The 17124-nt window shown below is 63.4% G+C and carries 17 protein-coding genes and 1 other RNA gene; 5 read left to right on the top strand and 13 right to left on the bottom strand.

The features are described from left to right. Nucleotides 1-27: 27 nt before the first annotated feature. The 3 genes from truA to def form a co-directional block, all read right to left on the bottom strand. Nucleotides 28-801 carry a tRNA pseudouridine(38-40) synthase TruA gene (gene truA / locus LH365_RS04255; RefSeq protein WP_226744955.1) on the bottom strand — a complete coding sequence of 258 codons (774 nt, stop codon included), beginning with the start codon at nucleotides 799-801 and terminating at the stop codon, nucleotides 28-30. Then, on the bottom strand, nucleotides 801-1730 hold the full coding sequence (gene fmt, locus LH365_RS04250; protein ID WP_226744954.1) for a methionyl-tRNA formyltransferase: 930 nt from the start codon (nucleotides 1728-1730) through the stop codon (nucleotides 801-803). Before fmt ends, truA begins: the two co-directional genes overlap by 1 nt. A 71-nt stretch (nucleotides 1731-1801) precedes the next feature. Next, nucleotides 1802-2338: a peptide deformylase gene (gene def, locus LH365_RS04245; protein ID WP_226745441.1), complete on the bottom strand. Its 537-nt coding sequence runs from the start codon at nucleotides 2336-2338 to the stop codon at nucleotides 1802-1804. A 218-nt stretch (nucleotides 2339-2556) separates the two neighbouring features. On the opposite strand from def, the gene LH365_RS04240 reads away from it, so the two are divergent. Continuing rightward, nucleotides 2557-2961 (top strand): DUF2141 domain-containing protein, encoded by a 405-nt coding sequence (locus LH365_RS04240; protein ID WP_226744953.1) that lies wholly within the window; start codon nucleotides 2557-2559, stop codon nucleotides 2959-2961. Between the two features lie 69 nt (nucleotides 2962-3030). Continuing rightward, the gene (locus LH365_RS04235) at nucleotides 3031-4524 is read left to right on the top strand and encodes a carotenoid oxygenase family protein (protein WP_226744952.1); all 1494 of its coding nucleotides are present in this window, start codon (nucleotides 3031-3033) and stop codon (nucleotides 4522-4524) included. Here the strand turns inward: LH365_RS04235 and LH365_RS04230 are convergent. After that, a complete protein-coding gene (locus LH365_RS04230) occupies nucleotides 4521-5789 on the bottom strand; it encodes a DNA recombination protein RmuC (protein WP_226744951.1) in 1269 nt (422 codons plus the stop codon). The genes LH365_RS04235 and LH365_RS04230 overlap by 4 nt on opposite strands. Before the next feature lie 232 nt (nucleotides 5790-6021). On the opposite strand from LH365_RS04230, the gene LH365_RS04225 reads away from it, so the two are divergent. After that, nucleotides 6022-6570, top strand: coding sequence for a VUT family protein (locus LH365_RS04225; protein WP_226744950.1), 549 nt, complete (start codon nucleotides 6022-6024; stop codon nucleotides 6568-6570). Here the strand turns inward: LH365_RS04225 and recR are convergent. The 5 genes from recR to LH365_RS04200 form a co-directional block, all read right to left on the bottom strand. Further along, nucleotides 6567-7169, bottom strand: a complete 603-nt coding sequence (gene recR / locus LH365_RS04220) for a recombination mediator RecR (RefSeq protein ID WP_226744949.1) — start codon at nucleotides 7167-7169, stop codon at nucleotides 6567-6569. The two genes, LH365_RS04225 and recR, sit on opposite strands and share 4 nt — an antisense overlap. 128 nt (nucleotides 7170-7297) lie before the next feature. Then, on the bottom strand, nucleotides 7298-7618 hold the full coding sequence (locus LH365_RS04215; protein ID WP_226745440.1) for a YbaB/EbfC family nucleoid-associated protein: 321 nt from the start codon (nucleotides 7616-7618) through the stop codon (nucleotides 7298-7300). Beyond that, entirely contained in the window at nucleotides 7615-9444 is a 1830-nt protein-coding gene (locus tag LH365_RS04210; protein WP_226744948.1) for a DNA polymerase III subunit gamma/tau, read from the bottom strand. Before LH365_RS04210 ends, LH365_RS04215 begins: the two co-directional genes overlap by 4 nt. Nucleotides 9445-9541: 97 nt before the next feature. Beyond that, an RNA gene (gene ffs / locus LH365_RS04205) (signal recognition particle sRNA small type) lies at nucleotides 9542-9637 on the bottom strand. 36 nt (nucleotides 9638-9673) lie between these two features. Continuing rightward, on the bottom strand, nucleotides 9674-10816 hold the full coding sequence (locus tag LH365_RS04200) for a carbohydrate porin (RefSeq protein ID WP_226744947.1): 1143 nt from the start codon (nucleotides 10814-10816) through the stop codon (nucleotides 9674-9676). A gap of 154 nt (nucleotides 10817-10970) precedes the next feature. On the opposite strand from LH365_RS04200, the gene LH365_RS04195 reads away from it, so the two are divergent. Beyond that, nucleotides 10971-11171 carry a hypothetical protein gene (locus tag LH365_RS04195; protein WP_226744946.1) on the top strand — a complete coding sequence of 67 codons (201 nt, stop codon included), beginning with the start codon at nucleotides 10971-10973 and terminating at the stop codon, nucleotides 11169-11171. Nucleotides 11172-11284: 113 nt separating this feature from the next. Here the strand turns inward: LH365_RS04195 and LH365_RS04190 are convergent, their stop codons facing one another. Both LH365_RS04190 and LH365_RS04185 read right to left on the bottom strand, forming a co-directional pair. Beyond that, nucleotides 11285-13231, bottom strand: a complete 1947-nt coding sequence (locus tag LH365_RS04190) for a methyl-accepting chemotaxis protein (RefSeq protein WP_226744945.1) — start codon at nucleotides 13229-13231, stop codon at nucleotides 11285-11287. Between the two features lie 176 nt (nucleotides 13232-13407). Next, a complete protein-coding gene (locus LH365_RS04185) occupies nucleotides 13408-14691 on the bottom strand; it encodes an amidohydrolase family protein (protein WP_370639739.1) in 1284 nt (427 codons plus the stop codon). 156 nt (nucleotides 14692-14847) lie between these two features. Between LH365_RS04185 and LH365_RS04180 the strand changes: the two genes are divergently transcribed. Beyond that, nucleotides 14848-15021, top strand: coding sequence for a hypothetical protein (locus tag LH365_RS04180; RefSeq protein ID WP_226744944.1), 174 nt, complete (start codon nucleotides 14848-14850; stop codon nucleotides 15019-15021). On the opposite strand, the gene aguB is transcribed toward LH365_RS04180, so the two are convergent. After that, a complete protein-coding gene (gene aguB, locus LH365_RS04175) occupies nucleotides 15018-15902 on the bottom strand; it encodes an N-carbamoylputrescine amidase (RefSeq protein ID WP_226744943.1) in 885 nt (294 codons plus the stop codon). The two genes, LH365_RS04180 and aguB, sit on opposite strands and share 4 nt — an antisense overlap. A gap of 23 nt (nucleotides 15903-15925) precedes the next feature. Then, nucleotides 15926-16972 (bottom strand): agmatine deiminase family protein, encoded by a 1047-nt coding sequence (locus LH365_RS04170; RefSeq protein WP_226744942.1) that lies wholly within the window; start codon nucleotides 16970-16972, stop codon nucleotides 15926-15928. Nucleotides 16973-17124: the final 152 nt, after the last annotated feature.

Here is a 17124-nt window from a genome sequence, read left to right as displayed (position 1 = left end):
GGTCGCGCAGCGATGGGGGAGGGAAAATCAGATCGAACTGCGGCTTTCGAAATCCGGCTCGTCTTCATAGGTCACGTGCGTCAGGTACAGCCCCTCCGGCGGCGCAACGGGCCCGCAGGCCTGACGGTCGCGCGCCTCCAGCGCTTCTTTCACGCGCCCGACTTCCCAGCGCCCGATGCCGACCTCGGCCAGCGTGCCCGTCAGCGAGCGCACCTGCCGATGCAGGAAGGAGCGCGAAGCGAACACCAGATGCACCTCGTCCCCCAGCCGTTTGATGCGCGCGATGTCCAGCGTCTTGATCGGCGAATTCGACTGGCAACGCAGGTCGCGGAAGGTGGTGAAGTCGTGCTTGCCCACCAGACACTTTGCCGCCTCGATCATGGCATCGACATCCAGCGGCTTCTTGACGTGCCAGACGCGGCCCTGATCGATGGCCGGCGGCGCACGGCGGTTCAGGATGCGGAACAGATACATCCGCCCCGTCGCCGAAAACCGCGCCGAGAAATAGCTGTCGACCTCGGCCGCCTCCAGTATCGAAATCGGCTCAGGCAGCAGATAGGCGTTCATGGCGTCGCGGATCACCGCGCCCTTGAAGGTCTTTTCGAGGTCGAAGGTCACCACCTGTCCGGTCGCGTGGACACCGGTATCGGTGCGTCCCGCCGTCGTCACGCGTACGGCCTCGCCGCTGAAGCGCAGAATGGCGCGTTCCAGCGACGCCTGAACGGTCGGCAGATCGCCCTGCGCCTGAAAGCCGCAGTACGGCCGCCCATCGTACTCAACAAGGAGACTGTAGCGCGGCATCAGCCCAGCACGTCCCCGGCGTTCAGGCCCACCCCGTTGAGGAATTCGGCGGCGTCCTGAACACCCTTGCCTTCGCGCTGGACGCGGATCAGTTCGATGACGCCCTCACCCGTAGCGATGCTCAGACCCGGCCCGACCAACGTGCCCGGCGCCGCGTCGGTGGCCACCTCACCCACCCGCGACATCAGCACCTTGAGGCGTTGCTCGCCCTTCGCCGTATGCAGAACGGTCCACGCACCGGGAAACGGCGACAGGCCGCGAATATGCCAGTCCAGTTCACGCGCCGGACGGCTCCAGTCGATGCGCGCCTCTTCCGAGGTGATCTTTTTGGCATAGGTCGCCTCGCCCACCTGTGCATCGCCCGCCGGCTGGTTGCGCTCGATGGCGGCCAGCGCCACCGGCAGCAGCGACGCACCCAGATTGGCCAGTTTGTCGTGCAGGGTCTGGGCCGTGTCCTGCGCCGTGATCTCGACGCGGCCGGAGAGGATGATCGGCCCTTCGTCCAGCCCCTCGGACATACGCATCACCTGCACGCCGGTGTGGCTGTCGCCGGCCATGATCGCCCGCTGTATCGGGGCGGCCCCGCGCCAGCGCGGCAGCAGCGACGCATGAAGGTTGAAACAGCCCAGCGGCGGATGCGCCAGCACCTCGCGCTTGAGTATCTGGCCATAGGCGACGACGATTGCGGCATCGATATCGAGCGCCTGAAACTCGGCGATGGCCTCAGCGGCCTTCATCGACCTGGGCGTACGCACCGGCAGGCCGAGGCTGTCGGCGAAGGCGTGCACCGGCGACGGGGTCAGCACCTGACCGCGGCCCTTGGGTGCGGGCGGTTGCGAATAGACGCAGACAATCTCATGACCGGCGGCGACCAGTTCGGCCAGGGCCTTCACGGCGAATTCGGGCGTGCCCATAAAGGCCAAACGCATGGGGCGATCCTCAAAAACAAAAGCGCATCCGGTGGGATGCGCTTTTGGCTCAATTCAAAAGGCGATGCAAGTTATGCGGCCTTGCGGAGCTTCTTTACCTTCGTCACGGCGCGGTCGCGCTTGAGCTTCGACAGGTGATCGATGAACAGAACGCCGTTGAGGTGATCCATCTCGTGCTGGATGCAGGTGGCGTAGAGGCCATCGCATTCCTCGATGATTTCCTCGCCCTGATAGTTCAGGTACCTGATGCGTACGCGCTCCGGGCGCTTCACCTCGTCATAGACTTCGGGCACCGACAGGCAGCCTTCGTCATAGGTCGACAGTTCGTCCGACGCCCAGACGATTTCCGGGTTGACGAAGAAGCGCGGCTGCTTCGGCGACGGCTCCTCTTCGGGCAGGTCGTCGGGGCGCTCCTGCAGGTCCATGACGATGACGCGGATGGGCTCGCCGATCTGGATCGCCGCCAGCCCGATACCGGGGGCGTCGTACATGGTCTCCAGCATGTCGTCCATCAGGGCGCGGAGTTCATCGGTCACGCCGCCTTCGACGGGCTTGGACACCTGCTTGAGAAGCGGGTTGGGTACAGTAATGATTTCACGAATGGCCATGGCCCTAAAATAAGAAACCGCCATTCGCGGGTCAAGACGTTCGCGCTGCGCCGGATACGATTGCTTATAAATCAGTTACTTGCCACCCTCCATTCGCGAAGCGTGAACGGCAGCACGACCGTTGACGCATCACAGCAGGCCATTGGCGCATCTTTTCGCACCCGGCCGCCGGCCCGCCCTACACCGGGGTCATCGCAACCCAGCCAACGGAGGCTCTCATGTTCAAACCTGTTCTTCTCGCCGCCTTAATCGGTCTTACGGCCCTGCCCGCCGCCGCTGAAACCCTCACCGTTACCTTCTCCAACCTGACGCCCAAAGGCGCATTGATGGTGGCCTTGTATAAGGGCGAGGACGGCTACAGCAGCGGTAAACCGGTGGGCAGCCAGCAAGTCACCGTCAGCGGTGACACGGCCACGGCGACCTTCGAAGTCGAGCCGGGTCAGTATGGACTCAAGGTGTTCCACGACCTCAACGGCAACGGCAAGATGGACACCAACCCCTTCGGCATGCCGGTCGAGCCTTTCGCCTTTTCCAACAATGCCAAGGGTCGCATGGGCCCCGCTGTGTGGACCGACGCCGCCTTCGAGGTGTCCGGCGACACCACGCAAGACATCGCGTTTTAGTGCCATCGCGCAATTTTCCCGAAAAGTGGTGCCCACTTCATCGGATTGCGCTTGAAAGGAGCCTCCTCAATGACCGATCTGTCCCGCCGTTCCTTCATGACCGCTCTCACCGGCGCGGGCCTGATGGCCGCCGCACCGAAATCATGGGCCGCGGCGGCGGCCAGCGCCAACTTTTCTGAAGACTGGCGTCTGGCCGTCGCCAACGCCCCTGCCGAAGGTTATGCCCCGTCCACCCTGACCCGCCTGAATGGCAAAATGCCGGCGGGGCTGAGCGGCACACTGTATCGCAACGGCCCGGGGTGGTTCCGCTATGGCGACGACGTCACCGGCCACTGGTTCGACGGCGACGGCATGGTGCAGAAGTACGACCTTGGAGCCGAGGGCGTGCGCCATACGGGCCGCTTCGTCGATACGGTCAAGCGTCGCGTCGAGCAGAAGGCACAGGCCATCGTCATGCCGGGTTTCGGCACCAGGGGGCGCAAGGATGCACCGGTCACAAGCAACGACGACGTCAATGCCGCCAATACGTCGGTGCTGCGCGTCGGCGACGAGCTGTGGGCGCTGTGGGAAGGCGGATCGCCCTACCGCCTCAATGCGCAGACCCTGCTTAGCAAGGGGCCGAAGACCTTCCGCGACGACCTGAAAGGCATGGCCTTTCTGGCCCACCCCAAGGTCGAGCCGTCAGGGCGCATCTGGAGCGCCGGCTTCATGGGCGACAAGGCGTGGATCTGGCAACTGAGCCCCTCGGGCGAGATGGAGCGCGGCGAACTGATCCCGTTGCCGGCCGCCGGCTATGCCCACGACTGGGTGATCAGCGAGCGTCACCTCATCCTGCCCATGCAGCCCCTGATCGCCGAGCGCCGCACGCCACCCTTCGTCGATACGCTGGTCTGGCACGCCGATCAGCCGATCCGCATACTGGTCATCGAAAAGGCCGATCTGTCGAAGCGGCGCCTCTATGAACTGCCTGCCGCCACCTATTTCCACACGGGCGACGCCTGGGAGGACTCAGACGGCACGATCCGCTTCGATGTCTGTCTGGCGCAATCGCCGAAATTCGGGCTGAGCGGGGCGCGCGATCTGGTGAAAGGCATCTATAACGCAGATGAGGATGAGGAGGCGCATCTGGCGCTGATCACCCTGCGCCCGGACGGCCGCGCCGAGATGCAGGCGACAGGCGTATCATCGGAATTTCCGCAAACCGACCACCGCTTTCAGGGGCTGCGCCGCGACCGCGTCATACACGTTGGCGGCTACGTGCCGGGTCGTTTCGGCGCGCACGCCCTGTCGGCCTTCGACTGGCGCACGGGTAAGACCCAGACGCACGACTTCGGTAAGGACGCCATAGTCGAAGAAGCGCTGTTCGTAGCGCGTCCGGCCAGTCACGGCGGCACAGGTCAGGAGATGGACGGCTGGATGGTCGGCACCGTGTTGAACCTGAGGGCCCGCGCCACCGAACTGCATGTGTTCGATGCAAAGCGCCTCAGCGCCGGTCCGGTCGGTTCGTGGCGTTCGGCTCACGCCACACCGCTGGGCTTCCACGGGACGTTTTCGCAGGCCTAATCCTCGCGGGCGCCGGGCACCACGGTCAGTTTGCTCAGAGGTCGCGGCTGCACGTCCAGCGGCGCGGCCTCGACAATCTCCTTACCTTCGTGACTGACCTTGAGGTCTTCGAAGCGCCGCGCCTGGGTCAGCACCTGCGATTCCAGCGAGCCAACAAAGGCGTTGTACTTGTCGACCGCCGTGCCGAGATTCTTGCCCAGCGCCGCCACGTGCCCGCCCATGACCGACAGGCGGCTGTACAGTTCGCGACCCACGGCGGCGACTTCGTGGGCATTGTGAATCTGTTCCTCGGCACGCCAGCCATAGGCCACGGCCTTGCACAGGGCGAACAGGGTCGTCGGGGTGACTATGATCACCTTGCGGTCCATGGCCTCGGTCATCAGGTGCGGCATCCGCTCCAGCGCCATCGACAGGATGCCGTCGCCCGGCACGAACATGGCGACGAAGTCCGGCGACTGTTCGCGGAACTGATCCCAATAGGCCTTGGCCGACAGGTCGCGGACGTGCTGCTGCAAGGCCCGCGCATGGCGTTGCAACGCCTCTTCGCGGATGGCTTCGTCGGTCGCCTCGATGGCCTCCAGATAGGCCGTGAGATTGGCCTTGGCGTCGATGACAAACACACCGCCGGGCAGTTTCACCGTCACGTCCGGACGGCGGCGGCCTAATTCAGTGTCGAGAGTGAGTTGTTCGGTAAAATCGAAGCGTGTCAGGCCCGCGCTTTCCAGCACGTTGCGCAGCGTCTCCTCGCCCCAGCGTCCCTGCACGCCCGCCCCACGGCGCAAGGCATTGGCCAGCTTCTGCGTCACCTCGCGCGTCGCCACCGAAGCCTGCATCAGATGGGTGATCTGCTCCTTCAGCCCGCCGGTGTCCTTGGCGCGAGATTCCTCCATCTCCTTCACCTGCGCCTCGAAACGGCCCAGGGTTTCGGCGACGGGTTTCAGCGTATGGCCCATGCGTTCCAGCGCCAGCTTTTCACGGGCCACGAAATTCTCCTCGGCGCGCTTCAGCAGGGCCTCGGTCGATTGGGCCAGTGCCTGCTGCGAGGCCGCCTGAAAATGCTCGCTCATGGCGGCGCGGGCGTCTTCAAGATTACGCGCCCGCTCGCGCAGTTGCGACACCTCCGCCGCGCTGTCGCGCAAACGGTCATTCAGATCTTCGTTGCGTTCACGCAGGTGGCGGCTCTCCTGAAACGCCATATAATAGCCCGCCCCCAAAACCAGAGAGGCGAAGACGGAGGCGATCAGGGCGACGGATTCAAAGTTCATGAAATGTTCTTGCCATACGGAATAAAAGCTGACAAGCTTTTCCTGACACGATTCCGCCAGAGCCAAAGACACTCTTGCGGTCATCCGCGGGGCCGGCGGGGACGTATCAGGCAATCGGGGCGATGTACAGAAAATGTAAGCGGTTTTCCGCCTAAACATCGCGATGCAGCAGACGTTTAGATCGAAATGGCGGTTAAATCAAAAGGCCGTTTCGATCGGGTGGGAGGGGCAGATGGTATTCGGTGCATTTGTGCGTAAGGCGCTCAGCGGCCGCACGCCGTGGACCTATCTCTATCTGGCGCTGATCCCGTTCATCAACTGGTGCTTCGCCGCCGTGCCGCAAATCCCCCTGCCCGACAATGGCTCATGGACGCCGATGTCGGTGGTGACGGGATTGGTGCTGGTGGTACGGGACTTCGCCCAGCGTGAAATCGGCCATTGGATTCTGCCGACCCTGATCATCGGCCTGGCCTTTTCTTTTCTGACCTCGGACCCGGCGGTGGTTATCGCCTCGACCTGCGCCTTCGCCGTGTCGGAACTGATCGACTGGGCGATCTACACCTTTATCAAACGCCCGCTGTCCGAGCGCGTGGTGATCTCGACGGCTATCAGTTCGCCGATCGATTCAGCGGTCTTCTATCTGATCGCCTCGACGACCATTCCGGGGATTTTCAATATCTGGTCGATCGCCACCTCTATCCTCAGCAAGCTGGCCGGGGTGTTCGCGGTGTTCCTGATCATGCGCCACCGGGAGAAGAAGGCGCAGACGGCCACAGACTAACGTCTGGACCTGAACGCATGAGCGATGGTGCCATCGTCTAACCAATCCAACTCCCCCCCGACCGGCACGCCGCGCGCCAGATGTGTGACGGTCACCTGAGGCGCGATCTGCTTCACCCGGTCAGCGATATAGTGCGCCGTGGTCTGGCCTTCGACCGTCGCCGGCAAGGCCATGACCAGCTCTTCGACCCCGCCATCGGCGACGCGCTGCGTCAGGCCCGACAGACGCAGGTCTTCGGGGCGCACCCCGTCCAGCGCCGACAGAAGGCCGCCCAGCACGTGATAGCGCCCGGAAAAGGCCCCTACCCGCTCCATCGCCCACAGGGCCGAATCCTCTTCCACCACGCAGATCATGGCGCCGTCACGCGACGGGTCGGCGCAGGTGGCGCAGGGGTCGCGGGTCGAGAGCGCGCCGCAGACATGACAGGAGGTGATGCGCTCGGCGGCGTCCTGCATGGCCGAAGTCAGCGGAATCAGCAGTTGGTCGCGCTTTTTCAGCAAGGCCAGCGCCGCGCGTCGCGCCGAGCGGGGCCCCAGCCCCGGCAGCTTGGACAATAGCGCCATCAGGCGTTCGATTTCAGGTCCGGCGCCAGAGGCCATGCGACTTACCTTAACCCCCTCTCCCTTGAGGGAGAGGGCTGGGGTGAGGGGGTAAAGAGAGAAGAAGCACCTTCTGCCCCCCCCCTCATCCGGCCTGTCGGCCACCTTCTCCCTCAAGGGAGAAGGACTTAAAAGAGTTTCGGCATCGGCATATTGCCGAACGGCCCCGCCGCTTCCTTCATCAGGCGGGCGGATTCCTCGTCCAGCTTCTTGCGCGCATCGGCATGGGCGGCCACGATCAGGTCGGCCAGAACCTCGGCTTCATCGGCATTCATCAGGCTGGGGTCGATCTGGATGCGCGACAGAACGCCCGCCCCCTGAAGATCGACCTTGACAAGACCGGCCCCGGCTTCGCCGCTGACGACCACCTGGTTCATCTTTTCCTGCGCTTCGGTGAACTTTTGCTGCACCGCCTGGGCCTGCTTCATCAGGGCGTTCAAGTCCATCAGTCGTCGTCCTTTTCGCTGAATTCGTCGCGGTTTTCGGTCATCGGAATATCGGCCGTCGTGGCGGCGACCAGCTTCGGCTTAGGCCGGAAGCTGAGGATTTCCACGCCGGGAAACGCCGTCATCAGACCGAAAATAAATGGGTCGTCCTTAAGCTTTTGCAAGGCTTCGCGGCGTTCACGCTCATCGCGCTCGCGGATGGTTTCCGCCCCGCCGCCGCCTTCGGTGGCGATCAGCCAGCGCTGACCGGTCCACTCCTTGAGGCGCGCCGACAGCTTGCGCACCAGATCGATCGGCGCGTGCGGCGCAGGCTCGAACGTAATCGCGCCCTGACGGAAGGAGATCAGCTTCACATAGCGCTCGACATCGACGCGCAGGCCGATATCGCGCTTTTCGGAGATCAGGGTCAGCACGTCGTCGAAGGTGTTGAGCTGTATCTGCGGCTGCGCAGTGGCGTGGGCCTGCGGGCGCATCATTACACCCTGCGCCGTGACACTGCCACCGGCACCCCCGCCTGTGCCGCCCCCACCTCCGCCAGACGGACCGCCATCGAGCAGGTTCTCACCGTTCTGAAGGCGCTTGAGCAGGGTTTCCGGCCCCGGCAGGTCCGAGGCATAGCAGAACCGCACCAGCGCCATTTCGGCCGCCGCCGCCGGATCGGGCGCACGGCGGATTTCCTCGAACGCCTTGAGCATCAGGGTCCACAAGCGTGACAATGTCCCCGCCGACAACTGGGCCCCAAGGGCCGCTACGCGCTGCGCCGGCTCCTTCGGCAGGCGCGTCGCTTCGGCCCCCAGCACCTTGGCCACGGACGAGGAATGGCAATATTCCAGCAGGTCGCCCATCACCTGCGACGGATCGGCCCCGAAGCCGTAGAGCGTGCGGAAGGCCAGCAGAGCCTCCTGCATCTGGCCCGAAATGATATTCTCGAACAGACCGAGCGTCGCCGAACGGTCGGCCAGACCCAGCATATCACGCACCACTTCGGCGGAAACGCTCTGCCCCTCTTCGGCCTGCACCAGCGCCTGGTCGAGCAGCGACAGCGAGTCACGCACGCTGCCTTCGGCGGCGCGCGCGATAAGGGCCAGCGCGTCCGGTTCGATCTGCGCTCCTTCGAGGCGGCAGATCTTTTCGAGGTGCGGGGTTAGCGTATCCGGCTCGACGCGGCGCAGGTCGAAGCGCTGACAGCGCGACAGGATGGTCACCGGCACCTTGCGGATTTCGGTGGTGGCGAAGATGAACTTGGCGTGGGGCGGCGGCTCTTCCAGCGTCTTCAGGAGCGCGTTGAAGGCCCCGGTCGACAGCATGTGCACTTCGTCGATGACGTAGACCTTATAGCGCGCCTCGACCGGGGCGTAGCGCACGCTCTCCAGCAGTTCACGCATGGCGTCGACGCCCGTGCGCGAGGCGGCGTCGAGTTCCAGCACGTCGATGTGGCGGCCCTCGATAATGGCCTGACAGTGATAGCCGAAGGTCGAGAGATCGACGCTGGGGCCCTTCACCGTATCGGATTCGTAGTTCAGCGCGCGCGCCAAAAGGCGGGCCGTCGTGGTCTTGCCCACCCCGCGCACGCCGGTCAGCATGAAGGCATGGGCGATACGGCCCGTGGCGAAGGCGTTGGACAGGGTGCGAACCATCGCCTCCTGTCCGATCAGATCCTCGAAGGTGCGCGGGCGATATTTGCGCGCCAGAACCGTATAGGCCGCGTCCTTTTTCGGCGCAGGCGCGTCCCCACCACCTGACATGCCACCAAACATGTCATCGGTATTTTCGTCACGCTCGGTCGCAAAGGGATCGCCAGGCTCAGGGGATTCGGGATGGTCGGACATACCCGACTTATAGCGCCAAATACGGCGTTTGCGAGTCGGAAAGCACGCGAACACCCTGCGCCTAGCGGCGGGCTGTGGACGGCTTGAAATGTCGGAAGAAGGTGAGACCGCGCGACCCGAAGGTGAATTCGTTGTGGCTGCTGCCTTCCGGCCCTGACCAGGTTGGCGAGGCCTTCGCCCGCGCGATCTCGCCCGCTATATGCGGATTCCGGCCTGCGATTGCAAGAGGTTATTTGAAGGCTTCGAGCCCTACCCGCAGACGCACGCCCAGCACCAGCGCATCGTCCGTTTGCGGATCACCGGCCGGGTGACGGATATATTGCACGTCCGGCTGCACGCTCAGTCCATCACGGATGGCGTAGCGGTAGCTCAGTTCGTAGGTCGTTTCGGGTTTCAGATCGACACCCGCCGCCTCGGCATAGGGTTGACCGAAATCGGCGTGGGCGATGGCGAAGCCCACGGCGTCGGAGTCACGACCGGTAAACGGCCCCGTCCACACCAGCCCGCCGCCCATATAGGTCTCGACGGCCTGAATATCCTTGTTGGCCTTGCCTGCACGGACCCAACCCGACACGCCGCGGTCGCCGTCCGGTTCCGGCTTGTAGAAATCGTACTTCGCCTGCGCGTAATAGCCGCTGTTGCCGTCGGACAGGCCCGCGCCGTCCAGGCGCTCGGCCGCCGCCGTATAGGTCCAGGCGCCCAGCTTGACATAGCCGCGATCGAAACCCTGTTCGGCCTCGGCCACCCAGTGCGCACCGTCGCCATCGCCCAGCTTCAGGCCGATAAAGCTGCTCTGGTGCGCCGGGTCGCCCGCCACACCGTCGAACACGCCCGCCCGCAGACGCAGGGTTTCGCTGGCCTGCCATTCACCGACCAGACCGAGCGTCGAAAACGGAAAGATCGACGGGCCGCTTTGCGAATAGTCCGGCCCGATGCCGTGCGAGGCGTTGAGGAACAGCGCCCCGGCCTCCTGCACGTCGAATATGCCGTTGAGATTGATCAAACCGCCGGTCACCGACCAGCGCCCGCTATCGCCCGTTTTGCGCAGCCACGCCTCAAATAGGCGCACGCCCTTCGGCGCATCGATATTGGAAACGACCTGCGCATCGCCGCTGTAGCGTTCGGAAAAACCGCCGCCGCCATCGGCCAGCACATAGGCGAAACCATCCCACCCCCCCTGTCCCGACCACGCCGCCGACAGATCGAGATTGCCCATTACACGACTGCCTTCGCGCAGCCCCCCCGAATGGTTGTGCAGCAGATCGGCGGTCAATACCGCGTCGTATTCGACCTCCGCTCGCGCGGCGCTCGCCGCCAGGCCAAGGGCGCTCAACGACATCAGAATGGAACAGACAGAAGAAAATACGCGCATGGATACATCTCGGTGCGAACCGGGCTTTCTTGCCCGCAGATACCAATGTTACGCCCAAACCCCTAGATTAGGGTGTACAGACAGGGTTAACTGAAAATAACCGTCCGGCCCGCCGATTGCTTGTCCAGCACCATCTGTTCTGAGGTGTCCCAGTATGAAACCGCTTCTGTGTCTGATCGGCCTGTCCCTGCCGTTGATGATCGCCCTGCCCGCTCAGGCCGCCCCCGCCCCCTGCCGGGCCGAGGCCATGACCGCCGTCAGGCAAACCGCCGCCTATCGCCACGGTTCGGTGCGCGAAAAGCAGGCACTGCTGCGCAGCCACAGCCTTGTGCGCGCATGTGACGTGAAGGCTTAAAGTACGCAGGGGACTTGTCCCCCGCACCCCCTTATATGGCGTCCTCCGAACCTTGCGGGAGTGCTCTGAGTGTTATGGGGTGAAGGGGCCGCCCGGCCCCTTCGTCTTATACCTTAAGACGCTCGGTTGATGCGATTGAGGAATTCCGCCACGCGACCGCGTAAAGCCGCCGCCTGATCCGAGAGGGCCTGAGACGAGTCGAACAGATGCGCCGAGGCGTCGCCGCTGCGCGTCGTGATACCGGAAACCTGCTCCAGATTTTCGCTGATAATCCGCGTACCGTCCGCCGCGAAAGACATGTTGCGCGCAATGTCTTCCGTCGTGGCCGTCTGCTCCTCCACCGCCGCGGCCACCGACGTCGTGGCCTGGGTGATGGCATCGACCGCATTACGTATGTCACCGAGCACGGTCACGATTTCGCGCGAGGCCTGACGCATTTCGTCGATGACGCTGTTGATTTCGCCTATCGAACGGCTGGTCTGGTTGGCGAGGTTCTTGACCTCACCCGCTACCACCGCAAAGCCCTTACCTGCCTCGCCGGCGCGCGCCGATTCGATGGTGGCGTTGAGCGCCAAAAGGTTGATCTGGCTGGAAATGCTGGCGATGACGGTCGTCACCTCGGTCACGCGATCCGAAGCCGAAGACAGCTTCTGCGCCACCAGATCGGCGTCCTGCACCTTATGGAAAGAGTCGGCGACCAGCCGGTTGGTCGTCTGCACCTGATCGGAAATTTCGCGCACGGAGGCCGCCAGTTCCTCGGCCGCCGCGGCGACGGTCTGCACGCTGGCGCTGGTCTGGGTCGCCGAAGACGCCGCCGACACGGCGAGATTGGCCCCGGTGCGCAGTTCGCCCGTGACGGTCTCCGCCACCTGAGACAGCTCTGCCGCCGACGCGGCCAGCCCGGCGACCACGCCCTGCACGCGGGTTTCGAAATCCTGGCTCAGTTGCGCCTGATCGGTGACCAGATCCCACACCAGCATGGCGCCGGCATATTGGTCGCGATGGTCAAGAACCGCCGAAATCTGCAGATCAATGCTCTCATCCCCGACACGAATACGCGCCCGGTGCGGCAGGTTGGCAGGGTCAGACAACATGCGGCGCTGATGCTCCGGATGCTTGTGGAACATATCGATCGAGCGCCCCATCAGAGTACCGTCGTATTGCGGGAAATGCCCCTTGATCTGTTCGATCAGCTTTTCCGTCGCCGCATTGGTATAGGTGATGCGGAAGTCGTTACGCACATCCACCGCCATGACCGGAGTCGGCATGGTTTGCACCATACGATTGACCATGAAGGCCTTCTGCGTCGTGTCACGCAACGACGCCGTAGCGCGGGCCAGCGCCCCCATCTCGTTCCGGCGCTCTGTGAAGCTCACCTCGACATCGGTATCGCCCTGCGCGATGCGATCGATCGTCTGCGACAGACGGGCCAGCGGGCGCAGCAGTTCGCGCCACATCATCCACGTCATGACTGAAACGCCGGCGATGGCCAGTACCGACAGGATGAGGACCAGTAAGCCGATGCGTTGTTCTTCCGCCGTACCGCGCGCCGCCTCAGACTTCATCCAGCCGTCGATCTCTTCGGACAGGGCCTCATTGCTCTCTTCCATGGCTTTGAACTGCGCATCGAAGTCCGCACGCAACGCAGCCTCGGTATCGGGTGTCGCGGCCATGACCGCCTCGCCTGCCGCACGATAGGCCGCCAGCGCGGTCAACGTCGCGTCGAATCTCTTTTTCAAATTGTCAGGCAGGGCCTCAGACTGATTAGCTTTCAGATCGCCCTGAAAGGACTCGGCATGTTCGCGCAGCGCTTCCCCCGCTTGCGTCACGCCGGCCGCATCGCCCTGACTACGGGCCAGAACGGCAGCCAGCACATCGGCCCGCATCGCATCGTGCATCATATCGCCTGACATGTGGCGTTGCGTGATGTGAGTGATGACGGACGACTGACCGATATGCGCCTTGGACAGGCGGGACGCCGCGCCATTGGCGATGACCATGCCCACAACCAGTAAGGCGCTCAGCGCGCCGATGCCGACGAATTTGGTGCGAAGCTGCATACGCCGCCTTTCTTACTCAGAGATACACGCACGCGACAGCCGCCCTGGCTTGTGTCCGCGCGCACGAATCATATGAGGGAAACAGCGTTAACCGGCCCTTAATGTAACAATGTTCGTTTTCAATGCACCCTCCCCTTTTCCTTTCAGATCAAAGGAATAGCCCATTTGCCGCACCATCACGGTTTGTTGATAACGTCGCCGCCCTTCATAACGAACACCGGGCGCTCCAGCACGGTGACGTCCTTCAGCGGATCGCCCGACACGCCGACCATATCGCCGAAATGGCCGGGTCTGAGGCTCCCCACATCGTTGGAGCGGCCCAGCGCCTCCGCCGCGATGACGGTCGCCGACTGGATGGCCTGAAGCGGCGTCGCGCCATAGCGCACCATCACCGCGAACTGTCTGGCATTGTCACCGTGCGGATAGATACCGGCATCGGTGCCATAGACCATCTTCACCCCGGCCTTCAGCGCCTTGCCGTAGTTCTGGCGCTGGATTTCGGCGATCTCGCGGTCCTTGCGCAGGCTTTCCTCGGCCACGCCGTTCTTCTCACCTTCGGACTGGGTATAGTCGGTATTGTAGATATCCATGGAAAAGTAGGCACCCTTCTCCCTGGCCAGACGGATGCCTTCGTCGTCAACAAGGCTGGCGTGTTCGATCGTGTCGATACCCGAACGCAGCGCCACCTTGATGCCGTCGGCACCGTGGGCATGGGCCGCCACCTTCATGCCCGCCATGTGCGCCTCATCGGCCACCGCCGCCATCTCCTCCGGCGTCAGTTGCCGTGCGCCGACACTGGCCCCGCGTGAAAAGACGCCGGAGGTGGCGCAGATCTTGATCACGTCAGCGCCGTATTTCTTCAGCGTACGCACCGACTTGCGCGCTTCCCAGGGGCTATCGGCATTCATCGGGTTCTTCGAGTCCATCGACGGCGGCAGCCAGGTCGAGTCGCAATGCCCGCCGGTCGCGCCGAAGCTCAGGCCCGCCGCTACGATGCGCGGACCGGGCAGGACGCCTTCGTCGATGGCCTCGCGCAGGCCGATGTCGTTATAATCCCCCGCCCCGACATTGCGCACAGTGGTGAAGCCGGCCTTCAGCGTCTTTTCGGCATTGGCCGCCGCCACAAAGGCCCAGAAACGGTCGGTGTGCGACAGGCCGTTGTAGCCGCCATATTCCGGGCTGTTATCGAGGTGGACGTGCATGTCGATCAGACCGGGCAACAGGGTCACGCCAGGCAGGTCGATGAATTCGACCCCCGCCGGCGGTTTCATGGTCAGGGCGCTGCCTATGGCGGTGATTCGACCGTCGGTGACGATGACCAGAGGCTGTTCGATAGACTTGCCGGTTTCGACCTCGATCAGACGCTCGGCCTTGACCGCCACGGTAGCCGCCTGCGTGCCTCCGGCCATCAGCAGCATCCCCGCCAGCGCCATGCCTGCGCCCACCGTCATCGTCTTCATATCGTGCCCCTTGCAAATGAAACGACAGGATAGGCACAAGGCGGCAGGGAATGTAAGGGGGCGCAAGGTTTATTGCGGCCTTATACAGGCTTCGATTGTCGCTGTTTCAGTCTTATGTCGCCGGGATTACGGTGCGGGCCTGCAAAGGAGCCCGCCATGGACGGTCTGTCTCACCCCGAACCTACCTATGCCCGCGATTATACCGCACCTGGCCAGCCGATCCGCACGGCGCGCAATGCCGCCGAATGGAGTGCGCTGGTGCTGTCCGTGCTCGGTCTGGCCGGGTTCGGTATTTATGTGTTTGAGCTACTGGTCGGCATGTTCGGCTAAAGGACCGGGCGCGGGTTGGCCAGCGCGCCGTAGAGGTCCGTGCGGCGGTCGCGGAAAAAACCCCAGGCCGCGCGGTGCGTATTGAGATAGTCGAGATCGAATTCGGCCACCAGTACGCCCTCTTCCTTGGGGCCGTATTCCGCCACCTTGTCACCGCGGTGGTTGGCGATGAAGCTGTGGCCGTAGAAAGTCTGACCGCAGCCGTTCTGTGGCGAGATCAGGCTCTCGGTGCCGATACGGTTCGAGGCGACGACCGGCATGACGTTGGCCACGGCATGACCCTGCATGATGCGCTGCCACGGCGCGGCGGTATCGAGTTCCGAATCGTGCGGCTCCGAACCGATGGCGGTCGGGTAGAACAGGATTTCCGCTCCCAGCAGCGCCATAGAGCGCGCAGCTTCCGGATACCACTGATCCCAGCAGATGCCGACGCCGACGCGGGCGAACTTTGTCTCCCACACCTTGAAGCCCGTATCGCCCGGACGGAAATAGTATTTTTCCTGATAGCCGGGGCCATCAGGAATGTGGCTCTTGCGATAAACGCCCAGCAGTTCGCCGCCCGCGTCGATCATGACCAGAGAGTTGAAATAGTGCGGGCCTTCCTTCTCGTAGATCGAGGTCGGAATGACAACGTTCAACTCGGCCGCCAGCTTCTGCATGGCGATGACACACGGATGGGTGCGCCACGCAAAGGCGGTCGCGAACCAGCGCTCTTCCTGCGACACGCAGAAATATTCCCCCTGAAACAGCTCCGACGGCAGGATGATCTGCGCTCCCCTGCCCGCCGCTTCGCGCACCAGCGTCTCGGTCTTGGCGATGTTCTCGGCCATGTCGGGGCCATAAGCGGTCTGCAGCGCCGCCACGGAAACGGTCCGGGTCATATCGTCACCTTTGGATACGGGAGTCAGCCCTTGATATAGGGCACTTGCTGGCTGATGCAATGGAAGGAGCCGCCGCCGGTCAGGATGGCGTTGGACGACAGGCCGAAGACCTGACGCTCGGCAAACAGGGTTTGCAGCGCCTCGACCGCCATTTCGCCCGGACGGTCATTATAGACCGGCACCACCACGCAGTCATTGGCGATGAGGAAGTTCATGTGCGAGGCGGGTATGACTTCGCCATCCTCGTCCACCGTCTTGCCCGGCGACGGGATGCGCACGACCTGCAGCTTGACGCCACGCGCGTCGGTCTGCTGACTGAGGAACTTCGCCACCTCGTTATACAGCTCGGCGTTGGGATCATCCACGCCATAGGCCACGGGGCAGACCACGACGCCCGGCGCCACGAAGCGCGCCAGATTGTCGATATGGCCGTCGGTATGGTCGTTGAGCAGACCGTCGTCCAGCCAGATGATCTTGCGCGCGCCCAGCGCCTTTTCCAGCGCGCGTTCGGCGATGGACTGCGTCCAGTCCGGGTTGCGGTTCGGATTGAGCAGGCATTGGCGCGTGGTGAGGATGGTGCCGAAACCATCGTGCTCCAACGATCCGCCTTCCAGCACGAAGTCTTCCTGTTCAGGCGTATAGCCGTCGTGAGCAGCAACCTGTCCGGCGACCTGATCGTCGTACTTCAGGTGATACTTGCCGCCCCAGCCGTTGTTCAGGAAGGCCACCGGCACAGGCGCGCGACGGTCCTGCGCGTCCTCGGCATTGACGTAGATCGGACCGGTGTCGCGGAACCAGATATCGCCGAAGCGACCGTCTATGATCTCGACCTTCTTCAGGTCCGACAGCAGCGATTCCGCCGCCTTGCGCGCTGCCTCGCCCATGACCATCAGCTTGACGTGCTCGTCGCCGACCTCGGCCAGCACGCGCACCAGCGCCGCCACCTCGGCCTGCGCCTCGATCAGGTCTTCCTGCCAAAGGTTTTCGTGGCTCGGAAAGCCGATCCACATGGCCTTGTGCGGCTCCCATTCGGCGGGAACGATGCGGGAAAGGTTCGGATTTTGGCTCATGCCGGACCCCGGAAGGAAGCTAAGACTTTGATTGGAGGTCTTTTACACAGCGTCAACCGGTTTGGCCATGCCTTCCGTGACACACGTATAAATAATGAGGCACAAAAAAGCGGCCCTCCGTTTCCGGAGAGCCGCCGTGTTCGTCAAACCGT

This window comes from Asticcacaulis sp. AND118 (assembly GCF_020535245.1).
Lineage (GTDB): Bacteria > Pseudomonadota > Alphaproteobacteria > Caulobacterales > Caulobacteraceae > Asticcacaulis.
The sequence above is the reverse complement of the archived record's forward strand: the minus strand, read 5'-3'. Positions and strand labels throughout refer to the sequence as shown.

What these genes read in the sequence shown, in the direction of transcription:
- LH365_RS04190 (WP_226744945.1), bottom strand. Translation starts at nt 13,231, where the DNA reads ATGCAGCTTCGCACCAAATTCGTCGGCATCGGCGCGCTGAGCGCCTTA.
- LH365_RS04195 (WP_226744946.1), top strand. Translation starts at nt 10,971, where the DNA reads ATGAAACCGCTTCTGTGTCTGATCGGCCTGTCCCTGCCGTTGATGATC.
- recR (WP_226744949.1), bottom strand. Translation starts at nt 7,169, where the DNA reads ATGGCCTCTGGCGCCGGACCTGAAATCGAACGCCTGATGGCGCTATTG.
- LH365_RS04180 (WP_226744944.1), top strand. Translation starts at nt 14,848, where the DNA reads ATGGACGGTCTGTCTCACCCCGAACCTACCTATGCCCGCGATTATACC.
- LH365_RS04235 (WP_226744952.1), top strand. Translation starts at nt 3,031, where the DNA reads ATGACCGATCTGTCCCGCCGTTCCTTCATGACCGCTCTCACCGGCGCG.
- aguB (WP_226744943.1), bottom strand. Translation starts at nt 15,902, where the DNA reads ATGACCCGGACCGTTTCCGTGGCGGCGCTGCAGACCGCTTATGGCCCC.
- LH365_RS04210 (WP_226744948.1), bottom strand. Translation starts at nt 9,444, where the DNA reads ATGTCCGACCATCCCGAATCCCCTGAGCCTGGCGATCCCTTTGCGACC.
- def (WP_226745441.1), bottom strand. Translation starts at nt 2,338, where the DNA reads ATGGCCATTCGTGAAATCATTACTGTACCCAACCCGCTTCTCAAGCAG.
- LH365_RS04230 (WP_226744951.1), bottom strand. Translation starts at nt 5,789, where the DNA reads ATGAACTTTGAATCCGTCGCCCTGATCGCCTCCGTCTTCGCCTCTCTG.
- LH365_RS04225 (WP_226744950.1), top strand. Translation starts at nt 6,022, where the DNA reads ATGGTATTCGGTGCATTTGTGCGTAAGGCGCTCAGCGGCCGCACGCCG.
- fmt (WP_226744954.1), bottom strand. Translation starts at nt 1,730, where the DNA reads ATGCGTTTGGCCTTTATGGGCACGCCCGAATTCGCCGTGAAGGCCCTG.
- LH365_RS04240 (WP_226744953.1), top strand. Translation starts at nt 2,557, where the DNA reads ATGTTCAAACCTGTTCTTCTCGCCGCCTTAATCGGTCTTACGGCCCTG.
- LH365_RS04200 (WP_226744947.1), bottom strand. Translation starts at nt 10,816, where the DNA reads ATGCGCGTATTTTCTTCTGTCTGTTCCATTCTGATGTCGTTGAGCGCC.
- truA (WP_226744955.1), bottom strand. Translation starts at nt 801, where the DNA reads ATGCCGCGCTACAGTCTCCTTGTTGAGTACGATGGGCGGCCGTACTGC.
- LH365_RS04170 (WP_226744942.1), bottom strand. Translation starts at nt 16,972, where the DNA reads ATGAGCCAAAATCCGAACCTTTCCCGCATCGTTCCCGCCGAATGGGAG.
- LH365_RS04185 (WP_370639739.1), bottom strand. Translation starts at nt 14,691, where the DNA reads ATGAAGACGATGACGGTGGGCGCAGGCATGGCGCTGGCGGGGATGCTG.